Source organism: Corynebacterium doosanense CAU 212 = DSM 45436 (assembly GCF_000767055.1).
Lineage (GTDB): Bacteria > Actinomycetota > Actinomycetes > Mycobacteriales > Mycobacteriaceae > Corynebacterium > Corynebacterium doosanense.
The window spans coordinates 208,527-225,015 of sequence record NZ_CP006764.1; the positions used below are offsets into that span (position 1 = coordinate 208,527).

Sequence of the window (16,489 nt, forward strand, 5' to 3'; positions counted from 1 at the left end):
ACCCACTAGGCTGTGCAGGCATGCGCCCGGGAAACGTCACCGCCTATCGGCTCCAGCCGGAGAAGGCCGCTCCCGTGCTCGGGGTGCTGGCCATCCTGCTGGCGGTGATTCTCCTTCTGCCTTTCCTGCTGCGCGCGCTGATCCCGGCGGCCACCGGTGAGACCGAGCCGGTGCAGCTGTCGTCCTTCGACTCCTATGACGAGATCCCGCTCACCCTGGACGGGCAGCCCGTGAGGTGCGAGTTCAACGACGAATCCCCGCTCATGTGGGGATACGACTGCGGAGGGGTGAGCCTGGACAGCGTCGTTCATCCCCGCGAGAGCGTTCAGGATCCGGAGGCTACGTTGCGGCGCATGTTCCGGGCCGGCAGCTGGGCCTCCGCGGACGACAGCCTGGCGGTGCAACACTTCGGGGACACGCTGGTGTTGGACGACCCCGGCTACGGGCTGATCGGGATTCTCACCCCGATCGAGGACAACTTTCTGATGTACGTGCAGATCGACGTGCTCTGGGACAGCGAAGACACCGCCGACTACGGTGAGGCGGTCTGGCAGACGCTGATCGGGGAGTCGATGCCCGAGAGCCTCCTGGGCACGCTCACCACCTCGGGTTACGCCCCCGAAGAGACCACTCTCTAGGAGAACCGCCATGAACCGCACCGCCGCCTGGGTCACGGGCATTCTCGTAGTGATCGGACTGGGACTGACCAGCGTCACCCTCTTCGGGCTGCTGTTCTTCTCCCCCTCCGCGGCGGTGGGCGGAGTGTTTCTCGGCCTGCTCTACGTCGGCGTGGTCGTCGCCCTGCTCCGGTTCACGCCGCTGTGGCCGCAGATGAACTCGGCGCGGGTCACGGCCCTGTGGGTGTTTGTCTGCCTGGCCTGGGGTGGCGGGTTCGCCATGATGCCCGCCCTGCTCGTGGCCACCCCGCTCATGGACGCGGTGGACAGCCTCGGCTGGGACGCGGCCACGATGTCCTTCGGTGGCGCGTACCCGGAGGAACCCGGCAAAGCCCTGGGTGTGGTGCTCATCGCCCTGATGTTCCGCGGGATCAACCGCCCGTGGCACGCGCTGGTCACCGGCGCGCTCGTCGGGCTGGGGTTCGAGACCGTGGAGAACATCACCTACGGCGCGGTCCTGGGCATGCTCGACACCAACTCGGACGTGGCGGGGCTGTTGGAGATCTGGGGACTGCGCATCTTCCTCGGCCCGTTCCTGCACATCATCTGGACCGCCATCGCGGGTTGGGGCATCGGCCAGGCCCTGTTCGCTGCGCGATTGTCCACCGCGCGGCGGATCCTCGTCGCCCTCGGGTGGCTGGCCGTGTCCTTCCTCCTGCATTTCGGATGGAACTACCAGGGCGGTGAGGTCGCAGCCGGCGTCACGACGGTCGTTGTCTGCCTGATCCTGTACCCGCTGATCTTCTGGCTGATGAGGCGTGGATGGAAGGCGGCCCGAAGCGATCGGACCTACGCATACACCCCTCGGGCCATCACCTCCCTCACGCAGCTCCCCGCCGTCGCTGTGGAGAACTAGGCCGCGACTATGCCGTGGCATAGTGCTTATCCACAGGTCAGCGTAGGCGGGCCGGCCGTGTCCACCCCATGTTTTATGGTCTGGGTGTCATCGAACATCTGATCGTCTCGCTTCGGGGGAACCGACGTGTACCAGCCATCCGACCTCACCGACATGAGTCCCAAGACCCTCATCTCCACCCTCATCTCCGCCCACGGTGAGATGACCCGCTTCAAGGCGCTGTTCATTCTCGCCCTCGCCGACTTCCACAGCCGCTCCCTGGCCCGGGAGCTGGGGTCGCCGTCCACCACCATCTGGCTCATGCGCACCCTCAGCGTTGCGGAGTCCACCGCCTTCGAATACCTGCGGGTGGGCACGACTCTGGCCAGGTTCCCGCTGGTTGCCGCCGCTTTCCTCGCGGGAGAGCTCTCCTACAGCGTCGTGCGCATCCTGGCCGCCCACCTCACGGAGGAGAACGAAGCCGAGCTGCTGGCGGCGGCGAAATCGCTGACCATCACCGAGCTGCGCGCCCTCCTCGCGGGCATGGGCAGGCCGGAGAAACCTCTGTCCGAGAAGTTCTCCCTGCACATCGACGAGGAAACCGGATGGCTGAGGTTCCACGGCAGAATCAGCCCGGAGAATGCGGCACGGTTGCTGGCAGGTCTGAAGATCGCCGAGCTGGGCAACCTGGTCGACCTTTCCGAGGTGGATCCTGAGGTGCTGGCCGACGGGGACGCCGTGTCCAGGGAGCTGGAGAAGGCGGAGAACACACCCGTTGCCGTGCCCTCCGAAGAACGCTCGGCCACCGGGTTCGGGGCACCCCGGCGAAGCGGGCTGCTCTCTGCGTTCCTGGGCATGGTGAACATGACCAGATGCCGCCCGACCAACCGTCTCCGCACACCGGGAGCCCAGGTCAACCTGCTGGTGAGCGAGGACGGGCGGGCGATTCTGCCGTCGATACCCGGGGCAAGCTCCAGCAGCCTCGTGGCCGCGGCACTCAACGGGGACGTCCGGGCACACCTGCTGGACAACCGTGGGGTGCAGATGGCCGCGAGCCGCGCGCAGCGGCTGGTGGGCGACGCCCAGGTCAACGCCCTCATGGCCCGGTGGAACTTCCAGTGCGCGATGCCCGGCTGCAACCACACGAGGTTCATCGAGTTCCACCACATCATCTTCTACCGCGACGGGGGAGAAACTGAGCTGTGGAATCTCATCCCGTTGTGCTCAGCCTGCCATTCGTTGGTCACCACCGGAATGGCGGAGATCACCTTCGGGCAGGGGGACTCGTCCGTGCTGAACTTCACCTTCGCGGGAGGCGCCCGGTACGTCTCCGAGAACCGCAGCCTGCCCATGCGCCTGGATCGGGGCAGGTTCCGGGAACACAGAAGCCCCATCCGAGTCGAGGGTCAGTCGTTCTCGGATGAGGCTGCCGGGGTGGCGCTGGCGCCGGTCTGACTACTCCTCCTCCGGCACCCGGATGTTCATGTCCGATTCGTGCCAGGTGCCCGAGCGGGTGATCACCTCGGTGTCCACCACCGCCTCGTCGGGGGCCGTGCCGGTGGAGTCCGCGCGCAGCTCGTAGCGCTGGATCGATCCCCAGTCCCGGTTCCAGTCGCCGCGGGTGTAGCTGGGCACCTCGTACGAGGAGTTGACGGCCTCTGCGGTGGCGAGGGAGCCGCCGCCGAGGAAGTCCATGAATCCGGTGAGGGCCTCTGCGCCCTCGTTGTCGGGGGAGACGCGGTAGCGCGGGATCTCCGTCACGCCGGCGAAGTGGTCGAACGTGCGGAGCGTGGGGAACTGCAGTCCCACGGACCAGTCGAGCAGCGCCGGGGTGGAGTCATCCGTGAGAGTGGAGAGTGGGGCGAGCTCCGGAACCCTGGGCGGGGTGAACGCGATCCAGTTCTCCGGGTCGAGGGAGGTGTCCTCGGCGACGATGCGCACCGCGTCCGCCTCCTCGGGAAGCTCGTCCAGGGGGACCCGGAGGTTACGCCAGGTCGGGGTGGGGCCGATGTCGTAGAGCACCTTCTCGCCGAGTTTCTCCACCTCGCCGTTTTCGCGGGTGACGCCGTACTCGACGACGAGGTCTTCGCCGGGCTCCTCGACGCCGTCCTGGTCGAAGTGGGCGATCCGGCCGGCGGCGGAGACGACGAGCAGCGGGGCGTTCTCCGTGCGCTCCGGGAGCTGGTACCACGCGGTGGTGATGGAGGCGGACGCGGTCGGCTCGTCCTCCCACGAACCCGTCACCGGGATGGCGAAGGGGTCGAGGTTGAACGGGAGCTGGGCGTTGGAACCGTTGACACCCGTGGCCTCGCGGGTGCCGCCGGTCGTGTCGGACGTCGGCGTGCGGGTCGTCGAATCTGCCGAGGTCGTGGTGTCCGTGCTGGTCGACCCGGTGCTACCGGCGTCGGTGGTCGTGTCTGCGTTCCCGGTGTCCCCGGTGCTGCCCGTGTCTCCGCTGGCCGCCGGGCCGTCGCCGGTCTGGGACCCGTTGTTGATGGAGGAGTTCGCGATGGCACCGACGTTCGCGGCGGCCTGGGTCTCGGGGACGATGAACTCGGGGATCTTCCCGGGCTCGAAACCCTGGACCTCCCCGGCCTCGAGGGACTCCCCGAGCGGCACGTCGCCCAGCGGGGAGAGGAAAGATTCGTTGGTGTTGGTCTCCACCATCGCCTCGTCGGCGAGGTAGCTGGTGTCGCCGGTCAGCGCCTTGACGTTGCCCAGGCCCACGCTGTAATCGGGGTACTGGCTGGCGAAGGCCTTGGTGAACGTGGCCACGGAGAACAGCACCACAAGAATGGACACCACGGCGATGGGCGCGGTCATGACCGTGGTCCACCGACTGGCGGCCGTCTTGTCGGCGGCGTCGAACTGGTCGAGCCGGCCCTCCTCGATGGCCTGCGAGCGGCGGTACTGGTGACGGAAGGTCTGCACGATCGCCACCGCGAGGATGAGCAGCGCGATGACCAGCAGGATGGTGTTGAACTCGATGCCGCGCAGCTGCGGGGTCTTGTCCCACCAGGGCACGCCGAAGGAGGAGATGTACCACCAGCCGTTCCAGCCGGCGAAGGTCAGCGCCAGCAGGAAGGTCACGCCGGCGAGCGCGAAGGTGCGCGCGCGGGGAGACTTGGCGGCGATCTGCGCCAGCACCACGCCACCCAGCGCGGCGGCCGCGCCCGAGATACCGGTGTAGATGCCGAAGTGGTGGGTCCACTTGGTGGGGGTGAACATGAGGAAGAACATCGACAGAGCGACGATGAGCACGAGGCGCAACGTCGGCCCGCGGTTCGCGCCGGGCACGCTGCCGAACCGCAGCACGGAGTAGAGGATCAGGGCGACACACACCAGCATGGTGAGCATCGCGAACCGTCGGGTCAGGGATCCGTCGACCGACTGCTCCATCAGCGTGGAGTACCGCACGTACTCCGAGTACCACTCCAGCGACGGGCCGACGATGCCCCGCACGCGGGTGGACTCCATGACGGCGGCCAGGGTCTGGTCGGCGAAGATGGGCACGAGCACAAAGAGCCCGGCCGCGCTGAAGGGCAGCAGCACGCTCGCGGCCGCCAGGCGGGGCGAGTCGTCGGCGGCCATCCGGCGGCCGAGGATACGCACCAGAGAGGGCAGGGAAACCAGGAACACGCCGACGGCCATGAGGCCGGTGGGGCCGCAGGTCAGGGTGACGGCCGCGGTCAGCGTGCCCAGCGCCGCCGGCAGCAGGCGGTCCGTGGCGATGGAACGCTCGAACAGTGCCCAGGCGAGCAGCGTGCCCAGCGCGATGATCGGCTCCGGACGCACGCCGTTGTTGTAGGGCAGCCAGAAGGCCAGGAACATGAACGCCGCGGTCCAGTGCGCGACGCGTCGACCGGCTATGCCCCGTCCGAAGCGGGGCAGGATCTCCCGCGAGAGCAGCAGCCAGATGCCGATGCCCGCCACCAGCGCCGGCAATCGCATCCACAGCGAGGCCGCGGACACCTCGCTCATCACGGCGAGCAGCTCGTAGTACGGGGAGCCGAACGGTGCCTCGGGCACGCCGTACCAGCGGTAGTAGTTGGCCATGTAACCCGCGTGGCCGGAGACCCGCGCCATGGTGAGGATGAAGCCGTCGTCCGAGGTGTTGGCGCCGAAGATGTGCCAGAACCCGAGGATCACCCCGACCACGCCATCGAGCGGGGTGGGCCGCCAGCGGCGGCTTCCGCCCCGGATGTGGCCGCGGCCGTCGCAGCGGTCCTGGCGCCACAGCGCCCACACGGCGATAAGCGCCAGGAGCGTGCCGGCCCACATCGCGACCTGCTTGATCAGCGTCGGAGAGGTGGTGAAGCGGGAGTTGATCTCCACGTCGACGCTGAGACCGGCGTCGATAAGCGAAGAAACGTTTTCGGGCGAGTTGTCGATCTCCGTGTACACGCCCGTGACCTGCGGACGGAGGTCCGACTCCGTCGATTCGGCGTGGTCGGTTCCGGGGATGCTTATCGACGTCCCGTCGCCTGTGGCCGCCAGGTCAAGCACGGCGTCGGCGGGCAGATCCGCCATCTCCTCGGAGGCGAGCTCGAAGACCACGTCGTTGAGGATGGAGACACTCAGCCCGTCGTCGGCGTTGACGGTGATGAACAGGCCCCGGTCGGTCGCCTCGGGGCTGTCGGCGGGGATGGTGCCCAGCAGCAGGGACTGGCCGTCGCGCAGCAGGTCAACGGCGGATAGCGGCAGCTGGGCCTCGTACTTCTCCGGGGCGACGGAGATGAGCGGCGCGTTGACGGAGTTGAGGGAGTCGTTCTGCGGCCAGTGCACCGAGGACTGGGTCTGGTTGACCGGGAGGAACGGCACGAGCAGGAAGAGGATCGTGGCGAGCAGCCCGGAGACGATGGCCAGGCTCTTCAGCCACCGGGGGGCCGACCCGTGGAGGCGGGCGGAGGAGGCGGTGTCTGCGCCGACCGCGGTGGCGGCCGTGCTGCTCGTACTTATGCTGCTGGGCTGGGACATAGGGTCAGAGTGTAGGTCAGGGCTCGGAGTGGGCTTATGCATTGTTGGCCGACACCACCACGAAGGGTCCGATCTGCTCCACGGTCCACAGGTCCTCGTCCGCGAAGACCTCGGGGTTGAAGAAGGTGGCCGTGTAACGCACGTTGGGCTGGTTGGGGTAGATGTCCTCGGCGACGTGGGTCTTCCAGCCGTCGACGGAACCCTCGGCCTCGCCGCGGAAGATGAACACGTCCGGACGGTGCCAGGGGCTGTCGTCGAGCGCGTCGCGGAAGGACTCCGGGGAGTCGATGCTGGTCCAGGAGTCGTCCGCCCACTCGCGAACCAGGGCGCTGCGCTGGGAGTATTCGCCCAGCGGGTTGGCGTAGTGGCTGGTGAAGGCGTTGAACCCGTGATACGGGTGGAAGGAGAGGAACCGGTTCTCATCCGTGAGGATGACGGTGTCAGTGGGTTCGAACCCCTCGGCGCGGAGGTGCTCGTCGATCTCCGGGTAGTAGCTGGCCGCGTCGGGGGCGTAGCGGTCCGCACGCTCGCCGGAGCCGTCGGTGTCCCGGTAGGCGTGGTCGATGGCGTTCTCGTTGCGAGCCGGGATGTCCTGGGCGTAGTAGGCCCCGGCGGCGAGGACGATCACGAGCATGGCGAGGGTGATCTTCCGGGTGGTCTCCAGGGGCAGCGACTCGGGGTAGAGCCTGCGGATCCCGATGAGCCGGATCTCCGCCAGGGCGAGGACGCCGGCGGTGGACATCATGAGCACGATGAGGATGTCGATGCGGAATCCCAGCAGCGACGTGCCGGCGAGGGTGGCCACCATCGAGGCCAGGGACCAGAGGTAGAAGCCGATGGTCATGACGGCCATGACCCGGATGTCTAGGTCATGGAAGCGCACCACGAGGTAGACGAGGCCCACCAGGCACAGCACGCCGATGACCGAGGGGGCGAGGAAGGGCACGGGGATCTGGGTGCCCTCCTGCGGCAGGAAGTGGTTGGCGGTGGATTCCAGCACCTCCGGGCCGGTGAGCGCCTGCCAGAGGAACGGCGCCCAGGTGATCAGGGCGATGGCGATGGAGCCGAAGCCGATGACGGCGAGGTGGATGATGGGCACCCACCAGCGGGTGATCAGGGCCGTGAAGACGGCGGCCACGGCGACCACCGAGAGGGCGACCGCGCCGGTGAACAGTGTGTAGAACGAGGCGGCGACGCCGAGGAACACGATGGTGCCCAGGGTGGCGAACCACGATCCCAGCAGCGCACGCCGGAGCATGACACACACGGCGGGAACACCCATGGCGATGACGGCCGCGTAGGGCTCCTCGGGGCTCATCACCAGGGTGACACACGTGGTGACCAGCGCGATGGCCGTGGCCACCGGGAGCGAACCCGTGAGGCGCTGCCAGACCGGGACGAGGATGCACCCGGCGATGGCCAGGGAGATGATCGCCCACGGCTGGAACACCTCCCAGCCGGACAGACCCAGCAGGTTGGCCAGCCGCCCGCCCATCCAGAACCACGCGATGGGGTAGTACGAGACCATGTCGATGTAATTCATGTCATGGTTCGTGGCGGTCTCGGTCATGCGGGTGAGGAACTGGGTGCGAAAACCCTGGTCCACCTGCAGCCCGTCGAGGTAGAGTCTGGTGGCGGACAGGGGGATCGCCAGGGTGGCCACCACGATGCCCGCGGGGGAGAGATAGGAGACGGCGTAGGTCAACGCCACGCGCCAGCGGGGGCGGGTGACACCGGTATCTGGTGCGCGGTGTTCGTCGAGAAGCCAGAGCGCCGTGAGCACGCCGACCGCGACGAGCACCGCGACGGTGCCGGCGGTGGCCAGCGCGCGGGTGACCATGGAGGTGCTGTAAGCGGGCAGGCTGGTCCGGTCGAGGACCAGCCAGGCCAGGAGCGCGAAGACGCCGCCGAAGAATCCCGCCGCGGCGATCGCCGTGATGGTCCGGCCGCGGCCGAAGACGTCCGGGGCGTATTCCCGCACGAATGACGGGCTGGGGCGGTCCGCATCCAGGGATCTCCGACGGGTGGGCGTGGGCCTGTCGAGGGCCCCGGTCACAGCACTGCTCATGTGTAACAGTTTCGCATAGAAGCGGGTGGTAGCCGATTCATGACGAGGGCCCGCCCACCGAAAAGACGGTGGACGGGCCCCGGTGCGGGGTGGTGCCTAGAAGCTGAGGCGGTTCATCACGGCGCTCGGCATGTTCTTCAGTACCAGCGAGATCGGTTCGAAGAGGGGATGCACGAAGATTCCGCTGCGGCCCTTGAGCACTGCGGCGAAGGTCGCCTCTGCGACATCGGACACGTCCACGGTCAGCGGCGCCTCCTTGCCGGTTCCGGAGCTCATCTTGGTTCGCACCTGGCCCGGGCGGACCACGAGCACCTTGACGCCGGACTCGGCCAGCGCGACGCCGAGCTGGGTGAAGAAGCCGTCGACACCCGCCTTCGAGGCGCCGTAGACGAAGTTGGAGCGGCGCACCCGCTGGCCCGCGACGGAGCTCAGCGCGACGACGTGACCGTGGCCCTGGTTCTTCATGGCCTGGCCGAGCAGCACGCCCACGGAGACGTAACCGGTGAAGTTGATTTCGGCGCTCTCGACGGCGGCGGCGTGATCCTGCCACAGCTGTTCCTGGTCACCCAGGGTGCCGAAGGCCACGATGGCGACGTCGACATCCCCGTCCGCGAAAGCTCGGGAGATGACGTCCGGGTGGCTGGCGGTGTCCTGGGCATCGAAGTCGATGACGTTGACTTCGGTGGCGCCGGCTCGGGTGAGCGTATCGACGGCCGCCTCCACGCGGGGCGAATCCGCGCGGGCGGCAAGGGTGACCTTGGACGGCCCCTTGCTGAGGAACTCGCTGACGATGCCGAGACCGATCTCGGACGTGCCGCCGAGCAGCAGAATGTTCTGGGCCTGGCCCACTGCGTTGAGCATGGTGTCGTGTTCTCCTTCTGGTGGAACTGGTCGGGCGGGTTAGTGCAGTTCGAGACGGCGGGACATGTCGGAGGCGAAGACTCCGGTGGGGTCAATCTCGTTGCGGGTGCGCAGCCAGCCCTCCAGGCCGGGGTACATGGCGTGGAAGTTCTCCGCGGAGGTCCGCGACTCCTTGGCCAGGTAGAGGCGACCGCCGAACTCCATGACCTGCTTGTCCAGCGAGTCCAGCAGCGTGTGCAGGCCCGGCCGGATGGGGAAGTCCACACACACGTTCCAGCCCGGCATGGGGTAGGACAGCGGTGCGCGGTTGCCGGGGCCGAAGAGCTTGAACACGTTGAGTGCGGAGTGGTGGCCCGAGGCCTGGATCTGCTTGATGATGTCCTTGAAGGGCTCCACCGCATCCATGGGGACGACGAACTGGTACTGCAGGAAACCGGCGGAACCGTAACCGCGGTTCCACTCGCCGATGAGATCCAGCGGCTGATAGAACTGCGTGAGGTTCTTCACCTGGTTACGCGCCGGGGCACCCATGGCGTAGTACAGCTCGCCGATGGTGCCCAGCGTCAGCTTGTTCATGGTCCACGACGGGAAGATGTCGGGGACCTTCATCAGCTGCGGCGCGTTGAACTTCAGCGGGTCCTTGGCCAGCTTGGGCGCCAGTTCCTGCAGCTGGGCCAGCGTGGCCAGTGAGCCGCGGGAGATCGTGGAGCGGCCCAGCTTCGGCTCCGGGCTCATGGCGTCGAACCAGGCGGAGGAGTACTCGTAACCGGCCTCGGAGCCGTCGGAGTGGAATGCGACCGTCTCGTCGAGGTTGTCGGTGCGGTCCGTGTCCGCGATGAAGTACGCCGTCTCCGTCTTGGTCATGCGAATCTGCGCGCGCAGGATGATGCCGGTCAGGCCCATGCCGCCGACGGTGGCCCAGAAGAGGGCGCCGTCGGGATCGTCGGCGGAGCCTTCCGGCTCCAGGTGGAGGACCCGGCCGTCGGCGACGAGCAGCTCCATGGACACGACGTGGTTGCCGAAGGAGCCGGCGGTGTGGTGGTTCTTGCCGTGGATGTCGGGGCCGATGGCGCCGCCGATGGTGACCTGGCGGGTGCCCGGCAGGACGGGGACCCACAGGCCGTAGGGGATCGCGGCCTTCATGAGCTGGTCCAGGTTGACGCCGGCGTCAACGTCGACGAGGGCGGATTCCGGGTCGATGGAGTGGATCCGGTTGAGACCCTGCATGTCGATGACGAGGCCGCCACCGTTCTGGGCGGGGTCACCGTAGGAGCGGCCCATGCCGCGGGCGATGACGCCGCGGCGGGCGGATTCGGGGAGGCCAGCGTTCTTCTCGGCGACCTCCCTCACCACCCTGATGATGACGTCGGGGTCGGAGGTACGCAGAACTTCGGCAACGGAGGGCGCGGTGCGTCCCCAGCCGTGGAGGGATTTGACGGTGGTGTGCGAGTGCATCTTCCAGATCTTCTGTCGTCGGGTGCGCCCGCGCGGGAGAACTGGCGCGGGCATCTTCTTCTCGTTCTTCCCGGCCGAGCCTACTCGGGCGTCCAACGGGGACGGGGGAGCAAGCGTGCGGGGAGGGTGTGATCTGTGCGGTGGTGCGTTACGTCCCCGGGTGCGATTCCCCGGAACCTCACATATTTGAGCGAAAATGTAACCCTGGGCGGAAACCTGCATATATAGCGCGAGACGGTCAGGGTGGGGAATCCGGCTCGGAGGGGCCTGTAAACGTTGGAACTGCCTGTGAAAACCAAATTTATGTAATGTATACTATGCAGAACGCGCCACGGGCGCAGTATTTGAATAAAAGCTGGTTAAAGCGTTTATGGGCGGTGGTTCAGGTCATCTGCCGCCCCCGATCAGGGGTAGGACCCCATGGGTGGTCATAACGAAGGTATGACCAGCAAATTCGCCGGAAAGCGCAGGGCAACTTGATTCCCGGGCCAAATTTATAAAATACGTGAAATGAAAAATATGACGGTTCTGGAAGGGTCTTGCGTTACCCGTCTGAGGTGTCAATAATTTTGGCTACAGAGCAAGTCACACGGCCTGCTCGGACACTTACAGAAAGGCTTCATCATGATCTCCGACCTCTCCTCCGGCGTCTTCGGTCTCTTCGGTACCCTCATCAGCGCTTTCACCGGCGTCTTCGGCGACATCCTCGACACCGTCACCGAGCTCTCCTCCAACATCTTCTAAGGAACCCCCTTAGCTGATCCCGGCCCTCCAAGGCCGGGGAGGAAATCAGACAACGAACTCCCCGCAGCGACATTTGTCGCGACGGGGAGTTCGTCTATGCCCAGGCAGGCCCTACAGATCCATGAGCTCGCGAATCTCCCGCGGGAGCTCTTCCTGCGAGGTGATCTCTGCCCCGCCCGCGGCGGCGTGCTCCCGGAGCACCTCGTAGACACGGATGCGGTCCTTGCTGTCCAGGAACGGCAGTTCCTCGGCCATCAGTCGAATCATGAAGTCATTGAGTGGCGCCTCGGTTCGCTGGGCCGCCAGGTGGGTGCCGTGGCGGACATCCTCGGGGTCGACATTCTTCTGCGGGATCATTGGCCCCACGTTAGCTGGTTAGGATGTGGGGCATGACTACCGACGTTGACAATTACAGCCTCGACGACACCCTGGCCGGGCGGCTCGTCCAGGCGGGTCTGGTGGCAGGGTTCGTCGCCATCCCCGATCACGTGTCCGATCGCCGCACCGAGATCGCGCTTCGCGCGGCGGTCCTGGCCGCGGGCGTCGGGCTCGTCGCCTACCTCAACGCCGCCGAGGAGGACCCGGCGGATGAACCCGACAGCTACGCCCCGCCCGAGGAGGTGGCCTCGCCGGCCACCACCTGGGCCGTCATCGGCGGGGTGGCCGCGGGCATCGTCGCACTGGCCAAGGGGGAGGACCGGGCCGCCCGGTGGCTGAGCCGTCGCGGCATCACTCGCCCGCATGCCGCGCTCGGCGCGCTGTCGGCGGCCGTGGTCTTCGCCGGATCGGAGATCGAACACCGCCGACACGAGGCCGCGTAGATGACGGCGTATCCGGTGCTCGCGGTCGTCGACAAGCGTCCCGGGAACTCGGTGATCTGGCACGTCCAGACGGACCCGGACTCCCCGGGCATCCTCACCGGGGCGTGGATCACCGCGGACGAGGGATCGCTTCTCGACGGTGCGGTGCACCTCACCGTCGGTTCCACCGACCTCGAAAAGCTCGCGGACGCCGTCGAGGCCGAGGTGGCCAAGGTGCGTTCCAGCGCGCAGGCCGCGAAGAAGGCGACCCCGTCGATCACCCTGCCGCGTTTCGATGACCTCCCGCGCCCGGACGTGGCCGAGATCGCGCAGACCTATCACGGGGAGCCCGAGGCCCGCGAGGCGTGGGCGATGGCCGTGGCCGCCGCGGAGATCGTGGAGTACTGGCACGGTTTCGAGGCGGCCCGGAAAATGCGCCGCTACCTCGCCGAGGAGTACGGGCCGGACGTCCGCCCGCTGCCGATCGGGCGAGACTTGGACACCTAAATCGCTACCCTGGGGCGCATGACATCACACTCCGAGCCCGCGAGGGTCATCGATCTCGGTGACGCCCGTGCCCGGCGCGCCGCGGCGGGGCGAGTGGACCGCACCGTCGTGCTGCAGGTGTCCAACGTGCGGGCGGACGGGGAGACGCACCGCCACATCGGGGTGACCGACAGCCTGCAGCTCCGGGATCTGCGCGACGTGCTCCTGGTGAGCTTCGGCATCGACGAGGAGGGGGCGCGGGCGCCATGGCATTTCTGCCTGCCCGGGACTGACGCCGACACCGCGCTCGATCCGGATGAACCGCTGCACCGCTACCTCGGGGCGAGCGGGGACTCGCTCATCTTCCACCTGGGGTTGTGGCAGTTCACCGTGGTGTCCTCCTTCTCCTGGCCCCGCGACCGCGGCACGCCGTGGGCGTTGTGCGTCGGCGGCTCCGGCAGGTTCGGCGAGGCGAGGTTCGACATTGCGGCCATCAACGCCGCGCTCACCGGAACGGACACCACGCAGGAGGTCCTCAGTCACGCGGCCGCGCCCGTGACCTCGCTCATCGAGCGCAGCCGGATCTCCGACCTTGTGCCGCTGCTCCAGGCGCTGGATCTCTCCCGGGAGCCCGAACTCTCCCCGGAGGTGCGTCGCCGGATGCGCGATCTCCCCGTGGAGGAGGAGCCCGCACAGGTGGATGCGTTCTGGGCGCTCGCCCTGGGGCTGGCCGCCCTGTCCGACGACGAGACGGCCGATGCGGTGGCCGAGACGGTGATGGAGGCGCTCGGCTGGGTGGAGGATGACGGTTCGCCGATCAGCGGCCGATCCGCCCGGGAGCTGTGCCGCGATTCACTCTCCGTGCTGGAGGAGCTGCGCATGTACGGCCCAGAGGCGCTCGGCCCGCTGGACCGGCTCGAGTTCTTCCGGGGCCTGCTGCGGGCCGACGGGTAGGCTTTCCCCTCGTGTCCACCCAGCAGACTTCCCAGGATTCCCTGAAGAAACAGCTCTCCCGCTTCATCGCGGTAGGGATCGTCACCGCGGCCATCGACTACTCGCTGACGATGATCCTCAACGCCCTCGGGCTGCACCGGCAGTGGTCCAAGGTGGTGGGCTGGATCTTCGGCACCATCGCCGCGTACCTGCTCAACTCGCGGTACACCTTCAACGCGGCGGTGTCCGGGCGAAAGGCGCTCGCCGTGTTTGTGCTCTACGCGTCCACCTTCGCCATCCAGAATCTGCTGTGGTGGCTTACCGACGCCCCGCTGCAGGCCCTCGGTTTCGACGGCATCATCAAGAACACCATCTCGTTTGTCATCGCCCAGGGTGTGGCCACGCTGACCAACTTCATCCTGCAGCGCACGCTGATCTTCCGCGTCTCCCCACCCGCCGAAACCCCCGCTGAGTCCGAGAGCAGGTAGCCGGCATTTCCTCCTCGTTCTCGGCGGCGCTCGGCGCCTTCACCGACTCCCGCCGACGCCACTCCTCGTCCCTGCGGGCGCAGGCGGTGAAGTTCACCGTCGCCGGCGGGGTGGCGGCCGTGGTCGACCTCACGGTCACGTGGGTCCTGCAGATCGGGCTGGACGTGCTGGGGGACTTCTGGGCGCGCACCGTCGGCTGGGTGCTGGGAACCGTGTTGGCCTACGTGATCAACCGCCGGTGGACCTTCCGGGCGGGATTCTCCAAACGTCGTTTCGGGGCCACGATGACGACGTACCTGCTCACCTACGGGGTGAACATCGTGCTCTACCGGGAGATCCTGCCGCTGCTGGAGTCTTCCGTGTCCGCCACGACGGCGCTGGTCCTGGCGTTCATCGTGTCCCAGGCGGTGGCCACGGCCATCAACTTCCTGGTCCAGCGTTTCCTCATCTTCCGCAGGGGCTAGGGCCGGCGGAAGTCCTCGCGGAATCCCCGTCGCTGCAGCGTCAGCCAGTCGCGGAAGCCCGCGACGTCGCGTTTCTGCACGAGGAAGAACCACCCGAAGCGGGCGAACTCCTGGAAGGCGAGTTTGCGGTTGCCCGGCTGGGAGAGCAGGTAGCCGCGGTTGCGGTAGGTGAAGAACCGTTTCGTCTCGTTGTCCGGGTACTGCGCGTGCATCCGCCCGCCGAGGATGGGCTTGAACTCGTCGGAGCCGTCCGGGTGCAGGTAGAACGCGGTGAGCGCGGTGCCGTACTTCAGTCCGGAGCGCGCTAGTCGACGGTGGTACTCCACCTCATCGCCGCGGATGAACAGGCGGTAGTCGGGCACGCCGATGATCTCCATGGCGGGCGCGGAGATGAGCGCGCCGTTGAACAGGGAGGCGTAGGACTCGATGAAGTCGCCCTCGAGATCGCCGCGCCGGCGGTGCCAGGTCAGGCCCTGGCGCAGCGGGAAGGCCAGGCGCTCGGGCTCGTCGATGTTGCATACCGTGGGTGAGACCTCGTGCAGGCCGCGGGATTCGGCGACGTCGTAGAGCGCCGCGAGGGTGCCGTGGTCGGCGGGTCGGCCGTCGTCATCCGCGCACCAGATCGCGTCGGCGCCGAGCGCCAGCGCGGTGAGGAAACCGTAGGCGAAGCCGCCGGCGCCCCCGAGGTTGGTGTGCGAGGCCAGGTAAACGCCGCGCTCGCCCGCCAGTTCCGAAAGGAGCTTCTCGACGTCGCTTTCCGCCCCGTTGTCCACCACGACCACCCAGTCGACCGGGTGGGACTGGTGGCAGACCTGCTCGAGGGAGGCGCGCAGCAGTTCGACCCGCTTGTGGGTGACGATCACCGCGGCGGTGCGCCCGGACCGGTTCAGCGTGGGGGTCACTGGTTGTCTTCCTCCGAGAATCGTTTGAGCAGGTTGCGGATGTGCTGTCCGGCCTCGGGGCCCTCGTAGGCCTCGACGACCTCGCCGACCGGGCCGGTCTGGCGGATCTGCCCGTGATCGACCCACAGTGCCGTGGTGCACAGCTGGGCGAGGAAGTCGTTGGAGTGGGAGGCGAACACGAGGATGCCGGCGCGCTCTACCAGCTCCTGCAGGCGGACCCGGGCCTTGGCCATGAAGGCTGCGTCCACGGCGCCGATGCCCTCGTCGAGAAGCAGAATCTCCGGCTCGATGGAGGTGACCACGCCGAGCGCCAGGCGCACGCGCATGCCGGAGGAGTAGGTGCGCAGCGGCATGGAGAGGTATTCGCCGAGCTCGGTGAACTCCGCGATCTCGTCGATCTTCGCCCGCATCTGCTTGCGGGACTGGCCGAGGAACAGGCCGCGGATGATGATGTTCTCGTAGCCCGTGACCTCGGGGTCCATGCCCACTCCAAGGTCGAAGACCGGGGCGACGCGGCCGCGGACGTCCGCGGAGCCGCGGGTGGGTTCGTAAATGCCGGAGAGCAGGCGAAGGAGCGTCGATTTGCCGGCGCCGTTGTGGCCGACGAGCCCGACGCGGTCGCCCTCGCGCAGGTGGAGGTTGATGTCCTTGAGCGCCTCCACCACGACGGTGTTGGAGTCGTTTCTGCCGATCGCGCCGCCCGCGGTGGAGAGCATCGCCTTCTTCAGGGAACGCGACTTGGCGTCGAAGATGGGGAAGTCGACGCAGGCGTCGTAGGTGTCAATGGAAGCCATATGAG

At 67.4% G+C, this 16,489-nt stretch carries 15 protein-coding genes; 8 read left to right on the forward strand and 7 right to left on the reverse strand.

Features of this window, described 5'->3' with window-relative positions; genetic code table 11:
* Nucleotides 1-20: 20 nt before the first annotated feature.
* The 3 genes from CDOO_RS01050 (at nt 21) to CDOO_RS01060 (ending at nt 2,967) form a co-directional block, all read left to right on the forward strand.
* Nucleotides 21-638 carry a hypothetical protein gene (locus CDOO_RS01050; protein WP_018022910.1) on the forward strand — a complete coding sequence of 206 codons (618 nt, stop codon included), beginning with the start codon at nt 21-23 and terminating at the stop codon, nt 636-638.
* A gap of 10 nt (nt 639-648) precedes the next feature.
* Nucleotides 649-1,533: a PrsW family intramembrane metalloprotease gene (locus tag CDOO_RS01055; protein ID WP_018022911.1), complete on the forward strand. Its 885-nt coding sequence runs from the start codon at nt 649-651 to the stop codon at nt 1,531-1,533.
* A gap of 126 nt (nt 1,534-1,659) precedes the next feature.
* Nucleotides 1,660-2,967: an HNH endonuclease gene (locus CDOO_RS01060; RefSeq protein ID WP_051064103.1), complete on the forward strand. Its 1,308-nt coding sequence runs from the start codon at nt 1,660-1,662 to the stop codon at nt 2,965-2,967.
* On the opposite strand, the gene CDOO_RS01065 is transcribed toward CDOO_RS01060, so the two are convergent.
* The 5 genes from CDOO_RS01065 to CDOO_RS01085 form a co-directional block, all read right to left on the reverse strand.
* The gene (locus CDOO_RS01065; protein WP_018022912.1) at nt 2,968-6,489 is read right to left on the reverse strand and encodes an arabinosyltransferase domain-containing protein; all 3,522 of its coding nucleotides are present in this window, start codon (nt 6,487-6,489) and stop codon (nt 2,968-2,970) included.
* Nucleotides 6,490-6,523: 34 nt separating this feature from the next.
* Nucleotides 6,524-8,557: a galactan 5-O-arabinofuranosyltransferase gene (locus CDOO_RS01070; RefSeq protein WP_081610399.1), complete on the reverse strand. Its 2,034-nt coding sequence runs from the start codon at nt 8,555-8,557 to the stop codon at nt 6,524-6,526.
* A gap of 96 nt (nt 8,558-8,653) precedes the next feature.
* Entirely contained in the window at nt 8,654-9,418 is a 765-nt protein-coding gene (gene dprE2 / locus CDOO_RS01075; protein ID WP_018022914.1) for a decaprenylphospho-beta-D-erythro-pentofuranosid-2-ulose 2-reductase, read from the reverse strand.
* A gap of 39 nt (nt 9,419-9,457) precedes the next feature.
* On the reverse strand, nt 9,458-10,873 hold the full coding sequence (gene dprE1 / locus CDOO_RS01080) for a decaprenylphosphoryl-beta-D-ribose oxidase (RefSeq protein ID WP_018022915.1): 1,416 nt from the start codon (nt 10,871-10,873) through the stop codon (nt 9,458-9,460).
* Nucleotides 10,874-11,728: 855 nt separating this feature from the next.
* On the reverse strand, nt 11,729-11,974 hold the full coding sequence (locus tag CDOO_RS01085; RefSeq protein ID WP_018022917.1) for a hypothetical protein: 246 nt from the start codon (nt 11,972-11,974) through the stop codon (nt 11,729-11,731).
* A gap of 32 nt (nt 11,975-12,006) precedes the next feature.
* Here CDOO_RS01085 and CDOO_RS01090 point away from each other — a divergent pair, with 32 nt between their 5' ends.
* The 5 genes from CDOO_RS01090 (at nt 12,007) to CDOO_RS01110 (ending at nt 14,788) form a co-directional block, all read left to right on the forward strand.
* Entirely contained in the window at nt 12,007-12,438 is a 432-nt protein-coding gene (locus tag CDOO_RS01090; RefSeq protein WP_018022918.1) for a hypothetical protein, read from the forward strand.
* Complete coding sequence (locus CDOO_RS01095; RefSeq protein WP_018022919.1) at nt 12,439-12,924, forward strand: hypothetical protein; 486 nt, start codon at nt 12,439-12,441, stop codon at nt 12,922-12,924.
* An 18-nt stretch (nt 12,925-12,942) separates the two neighbouring features.
* On the forward strand, nt 12,943-13,857 hold the full coding sequence (locus CDOO_RS01100) for a hypothetical protein (protein ID WP_018022920.1): 915 nt from the start codon (nt 12,943-12,945) through the stop codon (nt 13,855-13,857).
* A gap of 11 nt (nt 13,858-13,868) precedes the next feature.
* Nucleotides 13,869-14,324, forward strand: coding sequence for a GtrA family protein (locus CDOO_RS01105; RefSeq protein ID WP_018022921.1), 456 nt, complete (start codon nt 13,869-13,871; stop codon nt 14,322-14,324).
* 86 nt (nt 14,325-14,410) lie between these two features.
* Nucleotides 14,411-14,788: a GtrA family protein gene (locus CDOO_RS01110; protein WP_018022922.1), complete on the forward strand. Its 378-nt coding sequence runs from the start codon at nt 14,411-14,413 to the stop codon at nt 14,786-14,788.
* Here the strand turns inward: CDOO_RS01110 and glfT1 are convergent.
* Both glfT1 and wzt read right to left on the reverse strand, forming a co-directional pair.
* The gene (glfT1, locus tag CDOO_RS01115) at nt 14,785-15,690 is read right to left on the reverse strand and encodes a galactofuranosyltransferase GlfT1 (protein WP_018022923.1); all 906 of its coding nucleotides are present in this window, start codon (nt 15,688-15,690) and stop codon (nt 14,785-14,787) included. The two genes, CDOO_RS01110 and glfT1, sit on opposite strands and share 4 nt — an antisense overlap.
* Nucleotides 15,687-16,484 (reverse strand): galactan export ABC transporter ATP-binding subunit Wzt/RfbE, encoded by a 798-nt coding sequence (gene wzt, locus CDOO_RS01120; protein ID WP_018022924.1) that lies wholly within the window; start codon nt 16,482-16,484, stop codon nt 15,687-15,689. Before wzt ends, glfT1 begins: the two co-directional genes overlap by 4 nt.
* Nucleotides 16,485-16,489: the final 5 nt, after the last annotated feature.